Origin of the sequence: Streptococcus oralis subsp. tigurinus, assembly GCF_002093575.1 — a bacterium.
GTDB classification, from domain to species: Bacteria; Bacillota; Bacilli; order Lactobacillales; family Streptococcaceae; genus Streptococcus; species Streptococcus oralis_CH.
Genome location: NZ_LNVH01000001.1, coordinates 61,334 through 80,627 on the forward strand (window position 1 = coordinate 61,334; position 19,294 = coordinate 80,627).

General features: G+C 41.3%; 19 protein-coding genes. 18 read left to right on the top strand and 1 reads right to left on the bottom strand.

What is annotated here, in order from left to right:
• Positions 1 to 105 precede the first annotated feature (105 nt).
• The 13 genes from ATE37_RS00340 to ATE37_RS00400 all read left to right on the top strand — a co-directional run bounded on the left by ATE37_RS00340 (position 106) and on the right by ATE37_RS00400 (position 13,732).
• Positions 106 to 906, top strand: coding sequence for a dihydroorotate dehydrogenase electron transfer subunit (locus tag ATE37_RS00340; RefSeq protein ID WP_084867065.1), 801 nt, complete (start codon positions 106 to 108; stop codon positions 904 to 906).
• Positions 869 to 1,855 (top strand): dihydroorotate dehydrogenase, encoded by a 987-nt coding sequence (locus ATE37_RS00345; protein WP_180382740.1) that lies wholly within the window; start codon positions 869 to 871, stop codon positions 1,853 to 1,855. The genes ATE37_RS00340 and ATE37_RS00345 overlap by 38 nt, the downstream gene beginning before the upstream one ends.
• 110 nt (positions 1,856 to 1,965) lie before the next feature.
• Positions 1,966 to 4,218, top strand: a complete 2,253-nt coding sequence (locus ATE37_RS00350) for a glucosaminidase domain-containing protein (protein WP_084867068.1) — start codon at positions 1,966 to 1,968, stop codon at positions 4,216 to 4,218.
• A gap of 152 nt (positions 4,219 to 4,370) precedes the next feature.
• On the top strand, positions 4,371 to 5,159 hold the full coding sequence (locus tag ATE37_RS00355; protein WP_084867069.1) for an SDR family NAD(P)-dependent oxidoreductase: 789 nt from the start codon (positions 4,371 to 4,373) through the stop codon (positions 5,157 to 5,159).
• Positions 5,160 to 5,321: 162 nt separating this feature from the next.
• Positions 5,322 to 6,137 carry a kinetochore Spc7 family protein gene (locus ATE37_RS00360; protein WP_084867071.1) on the top strand — a complete coding sequence of 272 codons (816 nt, stop codon included), beginning with the start codon at positions 5,322 to 5,324 and terminating at the stop codon, positions 6,135 to 6,137.
• A gap of 113 nt (positions 6,138 to 6,250) precedes the next feature.
• Positions 6,251 to 6,487 carry a DUF2829 domain-containing protein gene (locus ATE37_RS00365; RefSeq protein ID WP_000141913.1) on the top strand — a complete coding sequence of 79 codons (237 nt, stop codon included), beginning with the start codon at positions 6,251 to 6,253 and terminating at the stop codon, positions 6,485 to 6,487.
• Positions 6,480 to 7,178, top strand: a complete 699-nt coding sequence (locus ATE37_RS00370; RefSeq protein WP_084867072.1) for a 3-oxoacyl-ACP reductase — start codon at positions 6,480 to 6,482, stop codon at positions 7,176 to 7,178. The genes ATE37_RS00365 and ATE37_RS00370 overlap by 8 nt, the downstream gene beginning before the upstream one ends.
• A 10-nt stretch (positions 7,179 to 7,188) precedes the next feature.
• Complete coding sequence (locus tag ATE37_RS00375) at positions 7,189 to 7,689, top strand: NUDIX hydrolase (RefSeq protein ID WP_084867074.1); 501 nt, start codon at positions 7,189 to 7,191, stop codon at positions 7,687 to 7,689.
• Entirely contained in the window at positions 7,667 to 8,515 is an 849-nt protein-coding gene (locus ATE37_RS00380) for a putative PEP-binding protein (protein ID WP_084867075.1), read from the top strand. Before ATE37_RS00375 ends, ATE37_RS00380 begins: the two co-directional genes overlap by 23 nt.
• Entirely contained in the window at positions 8,512 to 8,952 is a 441-nt protein-coding gene (locus tag ATE37_RS00385; protein ID WP_084867077.1) for an ASCH domain-containing protein, read from the top strand. The genes ATE37_RS00380 and ATE37_RS00385 overlap by 4 nt, the downstream gene beginning before the upstream one ends.
• A gap of 122 nt (positions 8,953 to 9,074) precedes the next feature.
• Positions 9,075 to 11,621, top strand: a complete 2,547-nt coding sequence (locus ATE37_RS00390; protein WP_084867078.1) for a M1 family metallopeptidase — start codon at positions 9,075 to 9,077, stop codon at positions 11,619 to 11,621.
• Between the two features lie 109 nt (positions 11,622 to 11,730).
• Entirely contained in the window at positions 11,731 to 12,405 is a 675-nt protein-coding gene (gene ciaR, locus ATE37_RS00395; RefSeq protein WP_000590630.1) for a two-component system response regulator CiaR, read from the top strand.
• The gene (locus ATE37_RS00400) at positions 12,395 to 13,732 is read left to right on the top strand and encodes a sensor histidine kinase (RefSeq protein WP_084867080.1); all 1,338 of its coding nucleotides are present in this window, start codon (positions 12,395 to 12,397) and stop codon (positions 13,730 to 13,732) included. The genes ciaR and ATE37_RS00400 overlap by 11 nt, the downstream gene beginning before the upstream one ends.
• A gap of 63 nt (positions 13,733 to 13,795) precedes the next feature.
• Here the strand turns inward: ATE37_RS00400 and ATE37_RS00405 are convergent, their stop codons facing one another.
• A complete protein-coding gene (locus tag ATE37_RS00405) occupies positions 13,796 to 14,080 on the bottom strand; it encodes a DUF3270 domain-containing protein (RefSeq protein ID WP_001111515.1) in 285 nt (94 codons plus the stop codon).
• A 385-nt stretch (positions 14,081 to 14,465) separates the two neighbouring features.
• Between ATE37_RS00405 and ATE37_RS00410 the strand changes: the two genes are divergently transcribed.
• The 5 genes from ATE37_RS00410 to ATE37_RS00430 all read left to right on the top strand — a co-directional run bounded on the left by ATE37_RS00410 (position 14,466) and on the right by ATE37_RS00430 (position 19,293).
• Positions 14,466 to 15,521: an ABC transporter permease gene (locus ATE37_RS00410; RefSeq protein ID WP_084867081.1), complete on the top strand. Its 1,056-nt coding sequence runs from the start codon at positions 14,466 to 14,468 to the stop codon at positions 15,519 to 15,521.
• A 13-nt stretch (positions 15,522 to 15,534) separates the two neighbouring features.
• A complete protein-coding gene (locus tag ATE37_RS00415) occupies positions 15,535 to 16,215 on the top strand; it encodes an ABC transporter ATP-binding protein (protein WP_084867083.1) in 681 nt (226 codons plus the stop codon).
• 124 nt (positions 16,216 to 16,339) lie between these two features.
• Positions 16,340 to 17,269, top strand: a complete 930-nt coding sequence (locus ATE37_RS00420) for a peptidase U32 family protein (RefSeq protein ID WP_084867085.1) — start codon at positions 16,340 to 16,342, stop codon at positions 17,267 to 17,269.
• Between the two features lie 105 nt (positions 17,270 to 17,374).
• On the top strand, positions 17,375 to 18,058 hold the full coding sequence (rpiA, locus tag ATE37_RS00425; protein ID WP_084867086.1) for a ribose-5-phosphate isomerase RpiA: 684 nt from the start codon (positions 17,375 to 17,377) through the stop codon (positions 18,056 to 18,058).
• Between the two features lie 23 nt (positions 18,059 to 18,081).
• Positions 18,082 to 19,293, top strand: coding sequence for a phosphopentomutase (locus ATE37_RS00430; RefSeq protein ID WP_084867088.1), 1,212 nt, complete (start codon positions 18,082 to 18,084; stop codon positions 19,291 to 19,293).
• Position 19,294: the final 1 nt, after the last annotated feature.

Genomic DNA, 19,294 nt, shown 5'->3' on the forward strand with positions numbered 1-19,294 from the left:
GACTTTTTAAGTGTGCGCATGAGTTCTAGCCTAACCTAACTGAGGCCTTGCATTAGCAAGGTCTTTTCTTTATCTGGTCCCCTTAAAATTTAAGGAGGAAGAATCATGAATCCCACATGTAAGAAGCGCTTGGGTGCCATTCGTTTGGAAACCATGAAGGTGGTTGCTCAGGGGGAAATCGCACCAGCAATCTTTGAATTAGTCCTAGAAGGGGAGATGGTTGAAGCCATGCGAGCTGGCCAATTTCTTCATCTGCGTGTGCCTGATGACGCCCATCTCTTGCGCCGCCCTATTTCAATTTCGTCTATTGACAAAGCAAACAAGCAGTGTCACCTTATTTATCGGATTGAGGGGGCTGGGACAGCTATTTTTTCAACATTAGGTCAGGGAGATACTCTTGATGTGATGGGGCCTCAGGGAAATGGGTTTGACTTGTCTGATTTAGACAATCAGAGCCAAGTTCTCCTCGTTGGTGGGGGGATTGGTGTTCCACCCTTGCTTGAGGTGGCCAAGGAATTGCATGCGCGTGGGGTGACAGTAGTGACAGTCCTCGGTTTTGCGACTAAGGATGCTGTTATTCTCGAAACCGAATTGGCCCAATATGGTCAGGTCTTTGTAACGACAGATGATGGTTCTTATGGCATCAAGGGAAATGTTTCTGTTGTTATCAATGATTTAGACAGTCAATTTGATGCGGTTTACTCATGTGGTGCTCCGGGAATGATGAAGTATATCAATCAAACCTTTTATGATCATCCAAGAGCCTATCTATCTCTAGAATCTCGTATGGCTTGTGGGATGGGAGCTTGCTATGCCTGCGTTCTAAAAGTGCCAGATAGTGAGACCGTCAGCCAACGCGTCTGTGAAGATGGCCCTGTTTTCCGCACAGGAACAGTTGTATTATAAGGAGAAAGTCATGACTAACAAACGTTTACAAGTTTCTCTACCGGGCTTGGATTTGAAAAATCCCATCATTCCAGCATCGGGCTGTTTTGGTTTTGGCCAAGAGTATGCCAAGTACTATGATTTAGACCTTTTAGGCTCCATTATGATTAAGGCAACGACTCTAGAACCACGTTTTGGCAATCCTACTCCCAGGGTGGCAGAAACGCCTGCTGGTATGCTCAATGCAATCGGTCTGCAAAATCCTGGTTTAGAAGCTGTTTTAGCTGAAAAACTGCCTTGGTTGGAAAGAGAATATCCAACACTTCCTATCATCGCTAATGTAGCTGGCTTTTCAAAACAAGAGTACGCTGCCGTTTCTCAGGGGATTTCCAAGGCAGCCAATGTAAAAGCTATCGAGCTCAATATCTCCTGCCCCAACGTAGATCACGGCAATCATGGACTTTTGATTGGGCAAGATCCTGATCTAGCTTATGAAGTGGTAAAGGCAGCTGTGGAAGCCTCTGATGTGCCAGTTTATGTTAAGTTAACTCCTAGCGTGACGGATATTGTCACCGTCGCAAAAGCAGCAGAGGATGCAGGGGCAAGTGGCTTAACCATGATCAATACTCTAGTCGGTATGCGCTTTGACCTTAAAACCAGAAAACCAATCCTAGCCAATGGAACAGGTGGGATGTCTGGTCCAGCAGTCTTTCCAGTAGCGCTCAAACTCATCCGTCAAGTCGCCCAAACAACAGACCTGCCCATCATTGGAATGGGAGGAGTAGATTCGGCAGAAGCTGCTTTAGAAATGTATCTGGCTGGAGCGTCTGCCATCGGTGTTGGAACAGCCAACTTTACCAATCCTTATGCCTGTCCTGATATCATCGAACATCTACCAAAAGTTATGGATAAATATGGCATTAGCAGCTTGGAAGATCTCCGTCAGGAAGTCAAAGCCAGTCTGAGATAAGCTAGACACCCCTTATCGTCAACAAGACACAGAATCTTCATCAATTTGTAATATTTCCGTTGGTTAACTATGTTACAATAGGGTTTAGAAAACGTTATTGGAGCATTTAAATGAAACGATGGAAAGTGGCCCTAGTAAGTGCTGGCTTATTGGGGTGTTTTTTTACTGTAGTAGAAACAGCAAAAGCCGAAGAAGGTACTTGGCAAGGAAAGACCTACCTCAAAGCTGATGGAAAACAAGTAACCAACCAATGGATCTTTGACCAAACGTATCAGAATTGGTTTTATCTTAAGGCTGATGGACAACGTGCAGAAAACGGCTGGCTGACTGTTGGTGGTAAGGATTACTATTTTAACGAAGCTGGAAAATTAGCTACAAAAATGTGGATTAACCAGTACTATGTAGCTGAAAGTGGTGCTAGGGTCAAGAATCAATGGGTGTTTGACCAAGAAAACCAATCCTGGTATTATCTCAAGTCTGATGGTCAGAAAGCTCAAAATGAGTGGATCCAACAAGGTCAGGAAAAATATTACCTTAAAGAAGATGGGAAAATGGCCAAAGATGAGTGGGTCACTCAAGGTGGAAACCAATACTACGTTAATTCTCAAGGTAAAATGCTGAAAAGTACTTGGCTTGGTAAGAACTATTTGTCAGAAAATGGTAATAAGGTCAAACAAGGTTGGATTTATGATGACAACTATAGCAGTTGGTTCTACATTCAACAAGATGGTACCTATGCTGAAAATGGCTGGCAAACCATAGATGGAAAGGACTACCATTTCAAATTTGGAGGCTATCTTTCTACCGAGCGCTGGATTGGCCGCTTCTATGTTGCAAAGAGTGGAGCCAAACTGAAATCCGAATGGCTCTTTGATAAGAATTACGATTCTTGGTTTTACTTGAAAGCAGACGGTAGCTATGCCGAAAAAGGCTGGGAAACGATTAAAGGTAAAGATTACCATTTCAAATTTGGAGGCTATCTTTCTACTGAACGTTGGATTGACCGCTTCTATGTTGCAAAGAGTGGAGCTAAACTGAAATCCGAATGGCTCTTTGACAAGAATTATAACTCGTGGTTTTACTTGCAAGCAGACGGAACCTATGCTGAAAAAGGCTGGGAAACGATCAAAGGCAAGGATTACCATTTCAAATCCGGTGGCTACCTCTCCACAGAAACTTGGATTGACCGTAGCTATGTGACGAGCAGTGGAGCAAAAGCAGATAAAGGTTGGCTCTTTGATAAGAATTATAACTCTTGGTTCTATATCAACTCTGATGGGAATTATGCTGATAAAGAATGGATCTGGGATAATGGTTATTACTATCTCAAATCTGGTGGTTATATGGCTGCGAGTGAGTGGGTATGGTACAAGAATAACTGGTTCTACCTCAAGTCAAATGGAAAGATGGCTGAGAAAGAATTAATCTACGATTCATCCGACCAATCATGGTACTACCTTAAATCCGGCGGTTATATGGCAAAAAATGAAACTGTGGATGGTCATACCTTGGATGCTTCTGGTAGATGGCATGTTGCGGATAAAACCAAATATTACAAAGTTAAACCCATCACAGCCTATGTCTACAGTGTATCTGGAGAAATCTTAAGTTACATTAACCAAGGAAGCATTGTTTCACTGGATAGCTCGACGCGAAAAGGTGGCCGACTTGCAGTTTCGATTTCTGGCTTGTCTGGCTATATGAATCAAAGTGATTTGACAGCAGTAGATGAAGGAAGCGAGTTTATCCCTCATTATACTAGTGATGGGAAATTCCTCTACCATGAACTCTCTCCTTATACGAGTATCAAAGTAGCTCCACACACATCTGCAATGATTATTGGTAAGAAGTACTACTCAACTGATGGAGAGCATTTTGATGGCTTTACCATTAAAAATCCTTTCCTTTATAAAAACTTGAGAGAACCAAGTAATTATAGTGCAGCTGAATTGGATAAACTGTATTCGTTGATGAACTTGCAGGATAGTCCTCTTGCAGGTAAAGGAGCGACTTTCAAAGAAGCTGAGGAACGCTACGGTGTCAACGCCCTTTACTTGATGGCACATAGCGCTCTTGAAAGTGCGTGGGGACGCAGTCAAATTGCCAGAGATAAGAACAACTTCTTTGGTATTGCAGCCTATGATACTAGCCCATATCTATCAGCCAAGAGCTTTGATGATGTGGACAAAGGAATTCTCGGAGCGGCCAAGTGGATCCGTGAGAATTACATTGACTATGGCAGAGACCACCTCGGAAATAAAGCGACCGGAATGAATGTTCGCTATGCTTCTGATCCATACTGGGGTGAGAAGATAGCCAGCATCATGATGACCATCAACAGCAAACTTGGTGGGAAGGACTAATCAAAACAAATCAACGATAGCTACTGAAAAGTGGTTATCGTTTTTTTATTTTCTAACTTTAGACGAATAGCGGAAATGTTTTGATTTGACAAAGCTGCTGCTTAAGAGTATAGTAGTGAATAGGTTAGAAACAGGGAAGGGTGAGTAGATAGATGAAAAATGTTATTGTCACAGGGGGAAGCTCTGGAATAGGACTGGAAATTGCAAAATTATTGGCAAAAGATGCCGATCATATTGTCCTTGTAGCACGAAATTTGACAAGGCTGACTCAGGCTAAAGAAGTACTGATAACAATGAATCCGAATTTAAAGATTTTCCTAATCAGTGCTGACTTATCAACGATTGAGGGCATCCACCGCTGTATTGAGCAGATTGAAGATTTAAATCTTGATATTGATAGCCTAGTAAACAATGTAGGCTACGGAGTGAGCGGATTGGCTGACAGTCTGCCTCTTGAGACTGTCGAAAAGGCTGTGGTGACCAATGCAATGGCGCCGACCCTGCTGACTCAGGCATTTTTAAAAGCCATCATCAAAAACAAGGGAAATATTCTGTTTATCGGAGCAGGAGCGGCAACACATCCCATGCCCAGTCTGGTTCATTACTCCGCCAGCAAAAATCTCATCCATGGGCTGGTCAGAGGTCTTCGGATTGATTTAAAAGGGACTGGTGTCCATATAACAGAGATTCAACCGGGACCTGTTGCTACGAATTTCGGGAACAGCAGCAGTTCGTCTTCCTCCCAAGATTTTGCGACGCATAATCCATTGAAAAAGGTTGAAATCACGCCTCAGCAGTGTGCAAAAGAATCGCTTGCAGCTCTGAAGCGTAATAAATCGTCTTATTATCCTGGAAGAGGCTATCGCTTTATTATCCGATTAACCAAGTTGCTTCCAAATTCAGCTATGGAACGCATTCTTCAACGTTTTATTTCACGCTAATATTTAAAATAAAGGTTGGAATTCCAGCCTCTTTTTTATGAGGAAGGGCTTGACAGGCTTTTTATTAGACAATGAGTTGATTGAATAGCTTTCCAAACTTGAAATTTATAAAACGATATATTAAAATATAAAAGAAATTATTTATAAATCAAGGAGTTTAAAATGAAGAAATCAATGATTGTCGGGCTTATTACTTTTATCGCTTTAGGATTAGCAACAGGATACTATTTCTTATCCTATGCACCACATCAAGCTGCTGTAACTAAGTTTGAAGATGTAGTAAAGGATTTAAATGAAAAAAATAAAGAAGTTGAAGATCAGATAGCTGAGGCTGAAAAAGTTATTGATAATAATGAAGAACCTCTTGATTCTAAGACATTGGAAGAATTGAAATCTACTATAAAGGATAGCCAAGATTCACTTCGTAAAATACCAGATATTGAAAAACAAACTGAGCAAATTGAGAAGCAAATTGAAGAATTAAGTCAACCATCAGATTATAGTGAAATAAAAAAGAATTTATCTGAAAAATTGACTCACTATCAAAATAGCATTCTTCAATTAAAACAAATTACAAATCCTTCAAGTTCTTTTATCGAAGAAAGACTCAAAGAAATTGAATCAATTACTGGAGTACAATCTGTTACGGAGGATAATGACCCCAATAAAAAATTAAATAAACAAGGAGGGTATACAGCGTCTGTATATTTTGTTGACAAGCAAGTGAATGAATCTGTAGAAGGCTCAGATATTGTTCAAAAAGGTAATGATGCTGGTGGAGATATAGAAGTTTATAAGACAAAAGAAGATGCAGAGAAACGCAATACTTATATTAGTGCTTTTGATGGAACTGCTTTAAATCCTGGGTCACACTATGTTTATGGAACCATATTAATTCGCACTTCGCACCATTTAACAGGAACGCAACAGAAAGAACTGACTGAGAAAATCTACAATAAATTGATTGAACTGAAATAATAAAAAAATTGGATAGCTATTAGTTTTATTGAACTAAGATACAGTCAAAAAGCCGTTGGAAAACGGTTTTTTGTTATAATTAAATTAAGAATTTAGAATTAAAGGAGAAGAACATGACATTTGAAGAAATATTGCCTGGATTAAAGGCTAAGAAAAAATATGTACGAACTGGTTGGGGAGGGGCTGAAAACTATGTGCAGCTTTTTGACACTATCGAGCAAAACGGGGTTGCACTTGAAGTAACGCCTTATTTCCTCATCAACGTTTCTGGAGAAGGGGAAGGTTTTTCTATGTGGAGCCCGACACCTTGTGATGTTTTGGCGACGGATTGGGTAGAAGTGCATGACTAGACGTGTATTGATTACGGGAGTGAGTTCAGGGATCGGTCTAGCTCAAGCTCGCCTCTTTTTAGAGAATGGCTATCAAGTTTATGGAGTTGACCAAGGTGAAAATCCAGTTTTAGAGGGTGATTTTCACTTTTTACAGAGAGATTTGACCTTGGACTTGGAGCCTATTTTTGACTGGTGTCCTCAGATTGATGTTTTGTGCAATACTGCTGGAGTTTTGGATGATTACAAACCACTTTTGGAACAATCAGCCCAGGAAATTCAAGAGATTTTTGAAATCAACTATGTGACTCCTGTTGAGTTGACTCGCTATTATTTGACGCAAATGCTGGAAAATAAAAAAGGAATCATCATCAATATGTGTTCGATTGCTTCAAGTCTAGCTGGCGGAGGTGGTCACGCCTATACCTCGTCTAAGCACGCCTTAGCTGGCTTTACCAAGCAGTTGGCTCTAGACTATGCTGAGGCTGGTATTCAGATTTTTGGGATTGCTCCAGGGGCAGTCAAGACAGCCATGACTGCTGCCGACTTTGAGCCAGGTGGATTGGCTGACTGGGTGGCTAGTGAAACGCCAATCAAGCGCTGGATCGAGCCAGAGGAAGTAGCAGAGATTAGCCTTTTCTTAGCAAGTGGAAAAGCGAGCGCCATGCAAGGACAAATCCTGACCATTGATGGTGGCTGGTCTTTGAAGTAGGAGGAGATAGATGGAAATCAAAAAACACTTTGGAGTCTATGCTGTTTGCTTTGAAAACGGGAAGTTACTCTGCATTGAAAAAACGAGAGGCCCTTATCAACATCGTTATGATATACCTGGTGGCAGTCAGCAACTTGGTGAAGGATTGACGGAAACGCTGATTAGAGAAGTTATGGAAGAAACAGGATTTACTGTTAGAAGCTACTCCAATCCTCGAATCTACGATGTTTTCGTCAGGGAAGAGTTAACAAATTTTATGGTTCACCATATCATGGCTTTTTATGATATTGAGATAAACAAGAAGGAAGCTCAAGTTAGAATTTCGGAAGCTGTCTCTGATGGTGCGAATGATTCACTCGGATATATTTGGATGGATATTCAGAAAATAACAGAAGAAAATGCATCACCATTAGTCTTGAAGGTCAAGTCTGAATTATTAGGATTTCCAGAGCTGGACAAGACTTCTTACATGAATTGGAAGGTGAATGATGAGAAACCAACTTGTCCTTAGTGGAGAACAAATTGTTGAAAAAGTTTATCCTCAGTTATTGCACCACGTCGGTATGATTCGTGGAGAATATTTGTTGAGAGAGCTTAATCAAAACATCCTATTAGCAAGTTGCCAGCAATTTGTAAAAGATTATCTAGATACCATTTGCTCCTTGTACTCAGATGAAGAGGTTTGGTATCGTTTTTCAGAGTTAACAAATACAGAAGCTAATTGTTTAGAGGGGACTAAAGAGCATTTTGATGAAAATCATCCCTTGTTTGGTTATAGAGGAACTAGGCGCTTGCTGGCGTGTCCTGATGAATTTCAGGCTGAAGCACATGTCGTTACAGAAGTTTATCAAACCAATCCCAATCTGTCTGTTATTTTTCCTTTTGTCAATGATGCCGACCAATTAAAACAAGCTATTAAAGTATTGCGTGAGCATGGTTTTACTGGAAAAGTCGGTACAATGATTGAATTACCGTCAGCTTATTTTGACTTGGACAGGATACTGGAAACTGGTATTTCAAAGATTATAGTTGGAATGAATGATTTGACTTCTTTTGTTTTTGCGACTGTGAGAAATAGTCAATGGCATGATATAGAAAGTCCAATAATGTTAGATATGCTGAGAGATATGCAGGATAAAGCAAGGATGAAAAAGATTGACTTTGCTGTAGCAGGCTATCTGAATGCTTCTTTCATACAAAAAACGAATCAGATGGGTATCAAGTGTATTATCCACTATAGTTCTATTCCAGAGATTTTTGATTTAGATATTGATCATCCAGACCACCTCAAACGTGTAAAAGAAGTAAGTAAAAAATTACAAAGGAGTGACCCATGACACCGCAAGAAATGTGGAATGCATACAAGAAAATCAACCCTTCTATCGGAGATGAGATAGATGCCTGGGCTTTTGGAGTAGAAGCTGATTTCTTGGCAGACTTAGTTCTAAGAGGCGAAAAGACAGCAACCGCCTCAGCCTATGATCTTTATGCAGTTGATAACGAACCACTTCCACGAGAAGGAACATTTGACGTCATTTTAGATGGCCAAGATCGGGCTGTCTGCATTGTCGAAATTACAAAGGTTTCCGTTCAGCCTTTCAATCAAGTTTCTGCTGAACATGCTTTTAAGGAAGGGGAAGGTGATAAATCCCTAGCCTATTGGCGTCAGGTTCATGAAGATTATTTCGCCGAGTGGCTGAGAGAGGTTGGGCTGGCTTTTACACCTGACAGCGAAGTTGTTTTGGAAGAATTTCGCAAGGTTTACCCTCTGTAGACAGATAGAAGGAAGAAAGTTTTGGAAATCACCGTCCAATCCTTTTTTATCAAGCAAAACATGATATAATAAGTTTGTTTGAAGAAGAGTAGCAGCTCTTAAACTTAGAATAGGAGAAAACTATGCAAGCAGTTGAACATTTTATTAAGCAATTTGTTCCTGAACATTATGATTTATTTTTAGACTTGAGTCGTGAGACCAAAACGTTTTCTGGTAAGGTGACCATTACTGGTCAAGCACAGAGTGACCGTATTTCCCTTCACCAAAAAGACTTGGAAATCACTTCTGTAGAAGTCGCGGGTCAAGCTCGTCCGTTTACAGTTGACCATGACAATGAAGCTCTTCATATCGAATTGGCTGAGGCTGGTCAAGTTGAACTGGTTATTGCTTTTTCAGGAAAAATCACAGACAACATGACAGGGATTTACCCTTCTTATTACACAGTTGATGGTGTCAAGAAGGAAGTCCTGTCTACTCAGTTTGAAAGCCATTTTGCGCGTGAAGCCTTCCCATGTGTGGATGAGCCTGAAGCCAAAGCAACTTTTGACCTCGCTCTACGTTTTGACCAAGCAGAAGGTGAAGTTGCCTTGTCAAACATGCCAGAAATTGATGTGGAAGACCGTAAGGAAACAGGTATCTGGAAGTTTGAGACAACACCTCGCATGTCTTCTTACTTGTTAGCTTTTGTTGCTGGTGATTTGCAAGGGGTGACCGCTAAAACTAAAAACGGTACCCTCGTAGGTATCTACTCAACCAAAGCCCACCCACTATCTAACCTTGATTTCTCATTAGACATCGCTGTTCGCTCAATTGAGTTCTACGAAGATTACTACGGAGTTAAGTATCCAATTCCTCAATCGCTCCACATCGCCCTTCCTGACTTCTCAGCTGGTGCTATGGAAAACTGGGGTCTAGTGACTTATCGTGAAGTTTACTTGGTTGTGGATGAGAACTCAACCTTTGCTAGTCGACAACAAGTTGCCCTTGTTGTGGCACATGAGTTGGCTCACCAATGGTTTGGTAACCTCGTGACTATGAAATGGTGGGATGACCTTTGGCTTAATGAAAGTTTCGCAAACATGATGGAATACGTCTGTGTGGATGCCATCGAGCCAAGTTGGAATATCTTTGAAGATTTCCAAACAGGTGGTGTTCCAGCTGCGCTTAAACGTGATGCGACGGATGGCGTTCAGTCTGTCCATGTCGAAGTCAAACACCCAGATGAAATCAATACGCTCTTTGATGGAGCTATCGTCTATGCCAAAGGAAGCCGTCTCATGCACATGCTTCGTCGTTGGCTCGGCGATGCTGATTTTGCCAAAGGCTTGCATGCCTACTTTGAAAAGCACCAATATGGAAATACCATTGGTCGTGACCTATGGAATGCCCTTGGTCAAGCATCAGGTCGTGATGTTGCAGCCTTCATGGATTCTTGGTTGGAACAACCTGGTTATCCAGTTCTCACTGTCAAAGTTGAAAATGATGTCTTGAAGATTTCACAAAAACAATTCTTTATCGGTGAGCACGAAGACAAGAACCGTCTCTGGGTTGTTCCACTGAACAGCAACTGGAAAGGCCTACCAGACACACTTGAAACTGAAAGTATCGAAATCCCTGGCTATGCTGCTCTTCTTGCTGAAAACGAAGGAGCACTTCGTCTCAACACTGAAAATACAGCCCACTACATTACAGACTATCAAGGAGACTTGTTAGAAGCTGTTCTTGCTGACTTAGAAACACTTGATAACACAAGTAAACTGCAAATCGTTCAAGAACGTCGTTTGCTTGCAGAAGCAGGGCACATTTCTTATGCTGACTTGCTCCCAGTCCTTGATAAACTTGCTAAGGAAGAATCTTACCTTGTCGTTTCAGCTATTTCTCAAGTGATTTCTGCCCTTGAGCGCTTTGTTGATGAAGGAACGGATGCTGAAATAGCCTTCAAAGCACTGGTTGCTAAATTGGCTCGTCACAACTATGACCGTCTTGGCTTTGAAGCCAAAGACGGAGAATCAGATGAGGATGAATTGGTTCGTCAGTTGGCCGTTTCTATGATGATTCGCTCAAATGATGCAGAAGCTAGTCAAGTCGCTAGCCAAATCTTTGCAACTCATAAGGAGAACCTTGCAGGACTTCCAGCAGCCATCCGTGCTCAAGTTCTTATCAATGAGATGAAACACCATGAGACCAAGGACTTAGTAGCAACTTATCTTGACCTCTACACTCATGCCACAGATGCTGTCTTCAAACGTCAGTTGGCAGGAGCTCTAGCCTACAGTACAGATGCTGACAATATCCAAACCTTGATTCGTTCATGGAAGGATAAGTTTGTTGTGAAACCACAAGACTTGTCTGCTTGGTATTACCAGTTCCTAGATCATCAAACAACTCAAGAAACTGTTTGGGTATGGGCGCGTGAAAACTGGGATTGGATCAAGGCAGCTCTTGGTGGGGATATGAGCTTTGATAGCTTTGTTATCCTACCTGCCCATGTATTTAAGACAGAGCAACGATTGGCAGAGTACAAGGCCTTCTTTGAGCCACAACTCTCTGACCTTGCTCTTAGCCGTAACATTCGTATGGGTATCAAAGATATCGCAGCGCGTGTTGACTTGATTAAGCGTGAGAAAGCAGCAGTCGAAGCTGTTGTAGCCCAATATGCCAAAGCTTAATTCGTTCAAAATGTAAACAAAAACTCAACTTTCTATCTGAAAAGAAGAGAGAGTTGAGTTTTTTTTAAGGCAATTTTGGTATAATAATCATAACAAGGAGGAGTTTCTGATGATAAAAATCTTATTAGTAGAAGATGACCTAGGCCTGTCAAACTCAGTATTTGACTTTTTAGATGATTTTGCAGATGTCATGCAGGTTTTTGATGGAGAAGAAGGTCTCTATGAAGCTGAGAGTGGCGTCTATGACTTGATTTTGCTTGACCTGATGTTGCCAGAAAAAAATGGTTTCCAAGTCTTAAAAGAGTTGCGCGAAAAAGGAATTACGACACCAGTCCTTATCATGACTGCCAAAGAGAGTTTGGATGACAAGGGACACGGTTTTGAGCTTGGAGCGGATGACTACCTCACCAAACCTTTCTACCTTGAAGAACTCAAAATGCGGATCCAAGCCCTTCTCAAACGTTCAGGTAAGTTTAACGAAAACACTTTGACCTATGGGGATATTGTCGTCAACCTTTCAACGAATGAAGTGAAGGTGGAAGATACTCCTGTGGAACTACTCGGAAAAGAGTTCGAGTTATTGGTTTACTTCCTTCAAAATCAAAATGTCATTCTTCCCAAGACGCAAATTTTTGACCGCCTATGGGGATTTGATAGCGATACGACTATTTCCGTTGTAGAAGTCTATGTCTCAAAAGTTCGTAAGAAACTGAAGGGTACAGCCTTTGCTGAAAATCTTCAAACCTTGCGTAGTGTCGGGTATATTTTAAAAGATGTTCAATAAACTAAAAAAAACATGGTATGCGGATGATTTCAGCTATTTCATTCGAAACTTTGGAGTGTTCACCCTGATCTTCTCTGCGATGACCTTGATTATCCTCCAGGTCATGCACTCGAGTCTCTACACTTCTGTAGATGAAAAACTCCAAGCTCTTAGTAGTAGTCCCCAAGCGGTTATCCAGTTAGCCCTGAATCGGGCAACTGAGGAAGTCAAGGATATTCAACCAGCAACAGCGGATGCCAGCAAGGCTGAAATCAAACCCAATGTCAGCTCCAATACGGAAGTCTTGCTCTTTGACAAGGATTTTAACCAACTCTTACTGGGCAATCGTTTTTTAGGTTTGGATAAGATCAAGCTGGACAAGAAAGAGTTGAATCACATTCGTCAAATCCAAGTTGTCAATAGCTACGGTCTGGAAGAAACCTACCGGATGATCTTGATGGAAACCAATTCATCCACTGTTTCAAGTAATGTCAAATATGCGGCAATCTTGATCAACACTAGTCAGCTTGAGCAGATTAGCCAAAACCATGAGCATTTAATCGTAGTGGTCATGGCCAGTTTCTGGCTCCTATCTTTAATTGCCAGTGTTTACCTGGCACGTGTCAGTGTCAAACCTCTGCTGGAAAGTATGCAAAAGCAGAAGTCCTTTGTTGAAAATGCGAGCCACGAACTGAGAACGCCTTTGGCCGTTTTACAAAATCGTTTAGAAACTCTCTTTCGAAAACCAGAGGCAACGATTATGGAATCCAGCGAAAGCATCGCTTCTAGTCTTGAAGAAGTTCGCAACATGCGTTTCCTCACGACCAATCTTCTCAACCTTGCACGTCGCGATGATGGAATCAAACCAGAAATAGCAGAAGTATCACCACAGTTCTTTAAGACGACCTTTGCTAACTATGAGTTGATTGCTTCTGAAAATGATCGTATTTTTGAGTATGAAAATCGGATTTATCGTCCCTTTATGACCGATCAGTTGCTTCTAAAACAGCTCATGACCATCTTATTTGATAATGCCATTAAGTATACTGAAGAAGATGGGAAAATTGAGTTTGTGGTCCATGCTACGGATCGCCACCTCTATCTATCCGTAACGGATAACGGAATTGGGATCACAGCTGCCGATAAGAAGAAAATCTTTGACCGCTTTTATCGTGTAGACAAGGCGAGAACCCGTCAGAAAGGCGGTTTTGGTCTGGGACTATCTTTGGCCAAGCAGATTGTAGATGCTTTACGAGGAACGATTACCGTCAAAGATAACAAGCCTAGAGGAACAATTTTTGAAGTTAAGATTGCTATTCAATCTCCTCCCAAACGTAAGAATAAATAAAAAGACAGTTCTATAACTGTCTTTTTTGATAACTAGAAAAGAGGTTGGTACCACTACCAACCTTTATTTTGAAATTTTTCGTTTAATGATCTTTCGTTGGAGTTGGAGGAGTGCCAAGCTTGCCCCTATAGCAGCAACAAATGATAAAGCCGTGTTCAATTTTAAGGCTAAAAAGATAAAACTAAAAAACACCATAAAAATACAAAAACAAGCAATATTTACAAAAAATAAAATCTCTTTTAAATTGGAGCTAACAGGAGCTTCCAGTGTATAGTCTTGATAAAGCGGAGTTTGATTCGATTCGGAAGTTTGTTCAAACTCATAAGCTTCTAATTTTCTTGCGGGCATGATTCACTCCTTAACAGTACATAACTATTTTATCATTTTTTATGCAGAGAATTATTACAGGATTGTTACAAAACTACTAAAGTCTCTTATCATCTTCTAAGTCGCTCTTCTTGACACCCACTAGGGAAAATGATAGCATGGATGTTACACTTAAAACAGATGACCTGACCTTCTCTATTATAAATATACTGAGAAAGGAAAGGATAACTTATATAAATTGATAGCAAGCTGAGGCTTTTTCCTAAGATGATTTGTTAAGTTGCTACCTGGATACTTTTGAAAAGTATTGTTAGGAGTTGTTTTGAATGGATGGAAGGACAGAGATTCTGTCTATTGGACTGGGTGGCCTTCTTGCTACCTCTGGGAAAAGTAAAAGGAGATAAGCATGTATCTTGCTATCAAAGAAATAGTACGAAACAAACTTCGATATAGTTTGATATTAACGACCATTTTTCTTATCGCTTTTATGGTCTTTTTTATGACCAGTCTAGCTCTTGGTCTTGTGCGAAACAACCGAGCAGCTATTGATAATTGGCAAGCAACGGGTATCGTTTTATCCGACTACGCAAATGATAATTTGACGGCATCCTTTATTCCTGAAAAGGACTACAAGGATAAGAGATCTGAAGAGGCTGCTCCATTGGGCTATATGTTCGCTGTAACCAATCTAGTTGATGGTAGTGAAAAGGTCAATGTTTCCATTTTTGCTCAAGAGTGGGACGCTTTTATCTCTCCTAGTTTAAAGGAGGGTCGTTATCCTGAAAGAGATGATGAGGTTGTCGTGGATCAGTCTTTTGAGAACTATGGGATGAAACTAGGTGATGCCATTCAGCTCAATGGAAGCGAGGCAAGTTACAAGATTGTAGGCCTGACTCAAGGAAATAAATTTTTCACCGAGCCTGTTGTCTTTACGAGTCTGACAACTTATTGGACCTTACAAGGAACCTTGAAAGCCAATCGTTCCATCTCTGCCTTGGTATTGAAAAATGACATAGAAGTGACTGGCGATGGACTGAAACAGATTTCCATTCCAAAAATGATATCGAAAATTCCTGGTTACACACCTCAGGTTAATGTATTTTCAGGGATGATTCTTGCTATGATTGTTATCACAGGCTTGATTGTGGGGATTTTTGTTTATATCATTACCATCCAAAAACTAGGTCTTTATGGAATAATGCGAGCTCAGGGAATACAAATCAAAACCATTGTATGGTCTCTATTCTGTCAAATCTTCCTCCTAGCTGGTATGGGGATTGCTTTAGCCTTGTTGGCAATCGGAGGAGTGATTTTAGTCTTACCAGCTACCTTCTTTTTCTATCCAAGTTGGATTGCCTACTCTGTCCTAAGCTTGGTAATTTCCTTGATGGCCCTTCTAGGTGGTGTCATTTCACTTCCACGCTTGCTAAAGGTGGACCCGATTACTGCAATTGCAGAATGATAAGGAGAATAGTATGACAGCATTGATTGAAATGAATCAAGTGACAAAAACCTACGGGGAAGGAAAGATGAAAGTCGTAGCCCTGCATGAGACGAATTTTCAGCTAAATGCGGGAGAGTTCGTAGCTATCGTTGGGCCTTCAGGTTCTGGAAAGACGACCTTTCTAACAACTCTAGGCCAACTACAGGAAGCATCGAGTGGAAAGATTCTAGTCAAGGGGAAGGAAACAGGTAGTTTGACGGAGAAGGAGAAAACAGACCTCCGTTTTAGAGAGTTTGGTTTCATTCTCCAGGCTTCAAACTTAATTCCTTTTCTAACGGTCAAGGAACAGCTGGATTTGATTGACAGACTGGATAAGGGGAAAAATAGTAAAAGTGATCGAAAAGAGCTTTTTGACTTGTTGGATTTGGAAAAAGTAAAAGATCAGTATCCCAAGGCTCTATCGGGTGGTGAACGTCAACGTGCGGCGATAGCTAGAGCGCTCTATAACAATCCAAGCATTGTGCTTGCAGATGAGCCGACAGCCAGTCTTGACACCGAGCGTGCTTACCAAGTAACGGAGATGCTGGCTGCCATTGCCCATGAACAAGGCAGAGGAGTTGTTATGATTACGCATGATACTCGCCTTCTTGATAAGGTTGATCGTATTTATGTCATGAACGATGGCCACCTAGTTGAAGAAGTACATGCATAAAATAGAGTGAATGGTACAAGTTACTGTTCACTTTTTGATTGCAAACTTTAAAAAAGACTTTGACTTTTTATAAAACTACTAGTATTCATAGCTGATTTTTGAGAATTGTGGTATAATTTTCCTTATGGAAAAGATTATTATTACAGCAACTGCTGAAAGTATTGAACAAGTTGAACAACTGCTTGAAGCTGGTGTAGACCGTATCTATGTCGGTGAGAAAGATTTTGGCCTTCGTCTGCCAACAACCTTTAGTTATGAAGACTTACGCACCATCGCTAAGTTGGTTCATGAAGCAGGCAAGGAATTGATTGTCGCGGTTAATGCCCTCATGCACCAAGATATGATGGACCGTATCAAGCCTTTCCTAGACTTCTTGGAAGAAATCAAGACAGACTATATTACAGTAGGAGATGCAGGTGTCTTTTATGTGGTCAACCGTGATGGCTATTCCTTTAAGACCATTTATGATGCTTCAACCATGGTGACAAGCAGTCGTCAGATTAACTTCTGGGGGCAAAAGGCAGGCGCCTCTGAGGCTGTTTTGGCGCGTGAAATTCCATCTGCTGAGCTCTTCAAGATGCCTGAGATTTTGGAAATTCCTGCTGAAGTCTTGGTTTATGGTGCCAGTGTCATTCACCATTCTAAGCGTCCTCTCTTACAAAACTACTATAACTTCACGCATATCGATGATGAAAAGACGCGTAAACGTGATCTCTTCTTAGCAGAACCGAGTGACCCAGAAAGCCATTATTCCATCTTCGAAGACAATCATGGTACCCATATCTTTGCCAATAATGACCTTGATTTGATGACCAAATTGACAGAGTTGGTGGATCACGGCTTTACTCACTGGAAGCTAGAGGGACTCTACACACCAGGTCAGAACTTTGTGGAGATTGCTAAACTCTTTATTCAAGCGCGTGGCTTGATACAAGAGGGCAACTTTAGCCATGACCAAGCCTTCTTATTGGATGAGGAAGTGCGCAAGTTACATCCTAAAAACCGTTTTCTCGATACAGGATTCTATGATTACGATCCTGATATGGTTAAATAGGACACCAAAACCCGAAATAAAAATGTTCGGGTTTTTCCAGTGTATCCATGAAATAAAAACGGATACATGTTATAATAAAAATAGCTCTTTAATGGAGGTGTTTAAGTGGAGAATCTGAAGAAAATGGCAGGTATCAAGGCTGCTGAGTTTGTCAAGGATGGTATGGTTGTTGGTCTGGGAACTGGCTCTACTGCCTACTATTTCGTAGAAGAAATTGGTCGTCGGATTAAGGAAGAAGGTTTGCAGATTACTGCTGTAACGACTTCCAGTGTGACCAGTAAACAGGCTGAAGGACTAAACATCCCACTCAAGTCGATTGATCAAGTGGATTTTGTCGATGTGACAGTTGACGGGGCGGATGAAGTAGATAGCCAGTTTAACGGAATCAAAGGCGGTGGTGGTGCCCTTCTGATGGAGAAGGTTGTCGCAACGCCCTCAAAAGAATACATTTGGGTGGTCGATGAAAGCAAACTAGTCAAGAAACTAGGTGCTTTTAAATTGCCAGTAGAAGTGGTTCAGTATGGTGCAGAACAGGTCTTTCGTCGGTTTGAGCGAGCTGGCTATAAACCAAGTTTCCGTGAAAAAGACGGCCAACGTTTTGTGACCGATATGCAGAACTTTATCATTGACCTAGCCTTGGATGTCATTGAAGATCCAATTACTTTCGGGCAAGAATTGGACCATATCGTTGGTGTCGTAGAGCACGGCTTGTTCAACCAAATGGTGGATAAGGTCATCGTAGCGGGACGAGATGGTGTTCAGATTTTAACTTCAACAAAAGCAAACTAATCAAAAAAATAAGGAGATACACTATGTCAAAATTTAATCGTATTCACTTGGTGGTACTGGATTCTGTGGGAATCGGTGCTGCACCAGATGCCAATAACTTTGTCAATGCAGGAGTTCCAGACGGAGCTTCTGACACACTGGGACACATTTCAAAAACAGTTGGTTTGAATGTGCCAAACATGGCTAAAATCGGTCTAGGAAATATTCCTCGCGAAACGCCTCTGAAGACTGTACCAGCTGAAAGCAATCCAACAGGTTATGCAACAAAATTGGAAGAAGTATCTTTAGGTAAGGATACCATGACTGGTCACTGGGAAATCATGGGACTCAACATTACCGAGCCTTTCGATACTTTCTGGAACGGATTCCCAGAAGAAATCCTGACAAAAATCGAAGAATTTTCAGGACGTAAGGTTATTCGTGAAGCCAACAAACCTTACTCAGGTACGGCTGTTATCGATGATTTCGGACCACGTCAAATGGAAACTGGAGAGTTGATTATCTATACTTCAGCTGACCCTGTTTTGCAAATTGCTGCCCACGAAGACATCATTCCTTTGGATGAATTGTACCGTATCTGTGAATACGCTCGTTCAATTACCCTTGAGCGTCCTGCCCTTCTAGGTCGTATCATTGCCCGTCCATATGTTGGTGAACCAGGTAACTTCACTCGTACAGCAAATCGTCGTGACTTGGCTGTATCTCCATTTGCACCGACTGTTTTAGATAAATTGAACGAAGCAGGTATCGATACTTACGCTGTTGGTAAAATCAACGATATCTTTAACGGCGCTGGTATCAACCATGACATGGGCCACAACAAGTCAAACAGCCATGGAATTGATACATTATTGAAGACCATGGGACTTGCTGAGTTTGATAAAGGATTCTCTTTCACAAACTTAGTTGACTTTGATGCCCTTTATGGACACCGCCGCAACGCTCATGGTTACCGTGATTGCTTGCATGAGTTTGATGAACGCTTGCCTGAAATTATCGCAGCTATGAGAGAGGATGACCTTCTCTTGATTACTGCTGACCATGGAAATGACCCAACCTATGCAGGAACAGACCACACTCGTGAATATATCCCACTTTTAGCTTACAGCCCTAGCTTTAAGGGAAATGGTGTCATTCCAGTTGGACATTTTGCAGATATCTCAGCGACAGTTGCAGATAACTTTGGTGTTGAAACTGCCATGATTGGGGAAAGTTTCTTAGATAAATTGGTATAAG